This window comes from Candidatus Symbiopectobacterium sp. (assembly GCF_020054415.1).
Lineage (GTDB): Bacteria > Pseudomonadota > Gammaproteobacteria > Enterobacterales > Enterobacteriaceae > Symbiopectobacterium.
The window spans coordinates 1-5052 of sequence record NZ_JAHWCO010000063.1; the positions used below are offsets into that span (position 1 = coordinate 1).

Here is a 5052-nt window from a genome sequence, read left to right on the forward strand (position 1 = left end):
AGCCCAGCGAAACGACGGATCTTCGCAACGTAAAATCATGCAGTTAGGCCTCATGAGAAAAGTGTACACCTGAGATGACAAGCATTTTCAACCAAAACTGGCATGGAAAAACAGCATGATTACCTATTATTCAACAAAGCCCCGACGTGACATCGCGCTTGGCGGGCAGGATGCGCCGCTGGTGCAGGGTTTTCACTATGCGTTGCTGATGCACCCGGATGAGCGTCGTGTAGTGCTCAATATCGGAGGGATTGCCAATATCTCCCTGCTGGCGCCTGACTGTCCGGTACGTGGCTATGATACCGGGCTAGGGAACATGTTGCTGTATGACTGGATCTGGCGTCGTCAGAGGCAACCCTATGATAAAGACGCGCAGTGGGCGGCAACCGGACAGGTTAACGTCCCCTTGTTGCGCCGCATGCTGGCCGATCCCTATTTCGCTTTACCTGCACCTAAAAGCACCGGGCGCGAATACTTTAATCTGGGCTGGCTGGAAAAGCAGCTTGCGGGATATGGCACCCTTGCGCCTCAGGATGTACAGGCCACACTGGCGGAGCTAAACGCCGTCAGCATTGCCGACCAGGTGCTGTTAACGGGAGGCTGTGAACGTGTGCTGGTGTGCGGCGGCGGGGCGCGCAATCCCCTGTTGATGGCGCGTCTGTCTGCATTGATGCCCTGCATTGAGGTCAATACCACCGATGAGTGTGGAGTGAACGGCGACGATATGGAGGCGCTGGCTTTTGCCTGGCTCGCTGCGCGCACCTTGTCGGGACTGCCCGGTAATCTGCCGTCAGTGACCGGTGCCAGCAAAGCGACGATATTGGGGGCGATTTTTCCCGTTCTGAACGACTAATCAGATTTTGCTGAGAGGTCGTTGTAAAACCCGTTGTTACACTGTTGTTTTCTGTGACTCGACAGGCTGTGTCGTGGTCACCTGGTGATAACCTTCAGACAGGTAACAACGGGAAAGTAACAATGAAAATAATGCTATCGGGACGCGCTGGCGTGCTGTTAGGGCTTATGATTCTGTCCGGCTGTAGCGGTTTTAACCGGCAGACACCGGTAAAAACGCTGCATTATCAGTGTGGCACCCTGCCGCTCACCGTGACGCTGAAACAGGATATCCAGACAGCGGAAGTGCATTTCCTGCTGGATGGCGAGCGTCTTCAACTTCCTCAGGTGGTTTCCGCCTCAGGCACCAAATACAGCAATAACCGGTATACCTTCTGGAGCAAGGGGGAACGCGCCTTTATTGAGCGCAGCGGACATATCATTGCGGATGATTGCCTCCTACAGAATGCGCCTTGACTCAACGTGTTACATTGAGATTTTCCCGCTGTGGGCGCAGAATGGAATGATGATTTTCGTCCCGATACACCACAGCAGGATGTTATGACACAGGATAACACTTCACTTCCCTCCGCCGCATTTCCGACTGAAGATGAAATTGCGGACGTCAGACGCGAATATACCAGTGGCGGTTTACGCCGCAATGAATTGACCGCCAACCCACTCGATTTGTTTGATAAGTGGCTCAAGCAGGCGTGCGATGCGCGCCTGTCCGATCCTACCGCGATGTGCGTTGCCACTGTCGATGAGCAGGGCCAACCCTACCAGCGCATCGTGTTGCTCAAACACGTCGATGAGCAAGGTATGGTGTTTTACACCAATCTGGGCAGTCGCAAGGCACAGCATCTGGCGCTGAATTCGCGTATCAGTTTACTGTTTCCCTGGCACAGCCTGGATCGCCAGGTGATTGTGACGGGGCATGCTGAACGTTTATCCACCATCGAGGTGTTGAAATATTTTCACAGCCGGCCGAAAGAGAGTCAGATAGGCGCTTGGGTTTCACAACAATCGAGCCGCATATCGGCCCGTGGCGTGCTGGAAAGCAAGTTTTTAGAACTGAAACAAAAATTCATGAAAGGCGAGGTGCCGTTACCGAGCTTTTGGGGCGGATACCGTGTGGCCATTGATACTGTCGAATTTTGGCAGGGCGGGGCGCATCGTCTGCATGACCGCTTTATCTACCAGCGCGACGGCGAGAACTGGCAAATCGATCGTCTGGCACCTTAAGTGCTGCGAATTGTGGCAAATATCCCCTTTAAATACTGGCGCTTCCCTCGGGGGCGCTTTATTCTATGACGTTACGTTATTTCCCTTGGAATACGTTTTTTTAAACATCGTTTATTTTACGAAAATGGGGCGATTGATGGCGAGTGGTAACCTGATTCAACAATTGCAAGAGCGGGGCCTGGTTGCTCAGGTAACGGACGAAAACGCGTTAGCAGAGCAGCTGGCGCAGGGGCCAATTGCACTGTATTGCGGTTTCGATCCGACCGCTGACAGCTTGCATTTGGGGCATCTGGTGCCGCTGTTGTGCCTGCGTCGCTTCCAGCTTGCGGGACACAAACCCGTGGTATTGGTCGGTGGAGCCACTGGACTTATCGGCGATCCGAGCTTTAAAGCCACAGAGCGTAAACTCAATACCAACGAAACCGTGGGCGAGTGGGTTGAGAAGATTCGCGATCAGGTTTTGCCGTTCCTGGATTTTGATTGCGGCGACAATAGCGCTGTCATGGCGAACAACTATGACTGGTTCGGCGGCATGAACGTGCTGACTTTCCTGCGCGATATCGGTAAGCACTTCTCCGTTAACCAGATGATTAACCGCGAAGCGGTGAAACAGCGTTTGAACCGTGATGATGTGGGTATCTCTTTTACCGAGTTTTCTTACAGCCTGTTGCAAGGATATGATTTCGCGGCGTTGAACGAAAAATATGGCGTTGCGTTGCAGGTCGGCGGCTCCGACCAATGGGGTAATATTACCTCCGGGATCGATCTGACCCGTCGCTTGCACCAGAATACGGTGTTCGGCCTGACCGTTCCGTTGATCACCAAATCAGACGGCACCAAATTTGGTAAAACGGAAGGCGGCGCAGTCTGGCTGGATGCCAAGAAAACCAGCCCGTATAAATTCTACCAATTCTGGATCAATACCGCCGATGCGGATGTTTATCGTTTCCTGAAGTTCTTTACCTTCCTCAGCATTGAAGAGATTACCGCGTTGGAAGAAGAGGACAAAAACAGCGGCAAGGCGCCGCACGCCCAGTATGTGCTGTCAGAAAACGTCACGCGTATGGTGCATGGTGAAGAGGGTCTGCAAGCGGCGCAGCGCATTACGCAGAGCATGTTCTCAGGTGCACTGAATGCGCTGACAGAGAATGACTTTGCACAGTTGGCACAAGATGGCATGCCGGTTATTGAACTGGGGCGTGATGCTGACTTGCAGCAGGCATTGGTAAAGGCCGAACTGGTCCCTTCTCGTGGTCAGGCGCGTACCATGATCGCCTCAAATGCGGTGACCATTAACGGCGAAAAACAGTCTAACCCTGAGTATGCCTTCACGAATAGCGATCGTCTGTTTGAACGCTATACGCTGCTACGCCGTGGTAAAAAGCACTACTGCCTGATTTGTTGGACGGCATAAGAAAACAACATGCATAAGGGAGCGAAGTCTCCCTTTATTCTTGGTAACACTCCGAGGTTAGTGATAAGCAAGGTCAGGTTGTTGATAAATGAAAAACATTCCTTCTATTCAGTCCCATGTGGTTTTTGGACATGCAGGGAACAGTGCCGCAGAGTTTCCGATGCGGCGTATGGACGCAAACGTTTGGCCGCTCAATACGGTACAATTCTCCAATCATACGCAGTATGGGCAGTGGACCGGTAGTGTGATGGATGCCAGTCATTTGACCGACATTGTGCAGGGGATTGCCAATATTGACAGACTGGCGCGTTGCGATGCGGTGCTGAGTGGCTATATCGGTTCCCCCGAGCAGGGCGCCAGCATTCTGGATATCGTCCGTCAGGTTAACGCGGCGAATCCGCAGGCGATCTATTTTTGCGATCAGGTGGTGGGTACGCCCGAGAAAGGTTGTTTTGTGGCACCCGGTGTTTCGGGTTTCCACTGTAACTAGTCGCTGCTGGCAGCCGATGTAATTGCGCCGAACCTGCCGGAACTGGAACTTCTGGCTGGTGTGACGGTGCACAATGTTTATGAGGCCGTTGCGCAGCGCGTCAGCTCTGTGAGCGTGGACCGAAAATCGTGTTAGTTAAACACCTCAGCCGCGCAGCACGCCGTGTTGACAGTTTTGAAATGTTGCTGGTTACGCCTACTGACGCTTGGCATATCCGCCGTACGCTGGTGGAGTTCGAACGTCAGCATGTTGGTGTAGGTGATTTGACAAGCGGCCTGTTACTGGTGAACCTGCTCAAAGGCGTTGCATTAGATAAGGCGCTGGAGCACACCATGGCAGCAGTATATGAAGTGATGCTGGTGACCAAAGAGATGGACGAGTACGAAATGCAATTGGTGGCGGCACAAGATGGCATTGCCAACCCACGTCATCATTTTCAGGCGGAACGCCTCAGTTAATGGCGCGTTAGGCGGCACCCTTGGGTGCCGCACTCTCTCTTACCCTTTTAATCGTTCAACCTTCAATGCCGTTAACACCGCCGGGCGTTCTGCAATATGGTCGAGATAAGCGGCCAGGGCCGGATAGCGGAACATATCGAGCTTTAACGACTGCGCCCACCGCATCACGGTAAACAGATAGGCATCCGCAACGGAAAAACGATTTCCTACCAAATAGTTTTGTTCACCGAGCACGATGTTGATATAGCGGAAACGAACCTGAAGGTATTCCTGTGGCAGTTCCTTGTAGGTTTCTGGTGTACCTGGACGAAAAATGGGGGTAAACGTTTTGTGCAGTTCGGCGGAAATATAGTTAAGCCACTCAACGCAGTGATAACGCGCCATGGTGCCTAATCTATACTAGCTCAGACCTGATCTGACAGTTACCTATTATTTATACAGGTGTCTGTCAGATTACATCTGGTTCAGATTCTTTGTATTAGTCGCGACTAGATCTGACACTGGACCTTGAAAGGTTGAGAGTTACCGGTTTTGATATGGGTGTCTGATCCTTAAACAAAACGCGAGGTAACTCTCATGCTTCATACTAACAATCCCATTATCAAACACAAAGC

Annotated in this window: 3 protein-coding genes and 3 pseudogenes; 5 read left to right on the forward strand and 1 reads right to left on the reverse strand. The window is 52.1% G+C overall.

The window, feature by feature from the left end; all coding sequences use genetic code 11:
• Positions 1 to 142: 142 nt before the first annotated feature.
• The 5 genes and pseudogenes from QZ506_RS02115 to pdxY all read left to right on the forward strand — a co-directional run.
• Positions 143 to 853, forward strand: a pseudogene (locus tag QZ506_RS02115) (anhydro-N-acetylmuramic acid kinase); the annotation flags it as partial.
• A 122-nt stretch (positions 854 to 975) separates the two neighbouring features.
• On the forward strand, positions 976 to 1308 hold the full coding sequence (locus QZ506_RS02120) for an MliC family protein (protein ID WP_291968715.1): 333 nt from the start codon (positions 976 to 978) through the stop codon (positions 1306 to 1308).
• A gap of 84 nt (positions 1309 to 1392) precedes the next feature.
• Entirely contained in the window at positions 1393 to 2076 is a 684-nt protein-coding gene (pdxH, locus tag QZ506_RS02125) for a pyridoxamine 5'-phosphate oxidase (protein ID WP_291968717.1), read from the forward strand.
• Between the two features lie 136 nt (positions 2077 to 2212).
• Entirely contained in the window at positions 2213 to 3490 is a 1278-nt protein-coding gene (gene tyrS / locus QZ506_RS02130; RefSeq protein WP_291968719.1) for a tyrosine--tRNA ligase, read from the forward strand.
• Positions 3491 to 3578: 88 nt separating this feature from the next.
• Positions 3579 to 4438, forward strand: a pseudogene (gene pdxY, locus QZ506_RS02135) (pyridoxal kinase PdxY).
• A 39-nt stretch (positions 4439 to 4477) separates the two neighbouring features.
• Here the strand turns inward: pdxY and QZ506_RS02140 are convergent.
• Positions 4478 to 4828: pseudogene (locus QZ506_RS02140) on the reverse strand (glutathione binding-like protein); the annotation flags it as partial.
• Positions 4829 to 5052: the final 224 nt, after the last annotated feature.

Bases quoted from the DNA above. Each gene is read 5' to 3' on its own strand.
- QZ506_RS02120 (WP_291968715.1), top strand. From the start codon at position 976: ATGAAAATAATGCTATCGGGACGCGCTGGCGTGCTGTTAGGGCTTATG.
- pdxH (WP_291968717.1), top strand. From the start codon at position 1,393: ATGACACAGGATAACACTTCACTTCCCTCCGCCGCATTTCCGACTGAA.
- tyrS (WP_291968719.1), top strand. From the start codon at position 2,213: ATGGCGAGTGGTAACCTGATTCAACAATTGCAAGAGCGGGGCCTGGTT.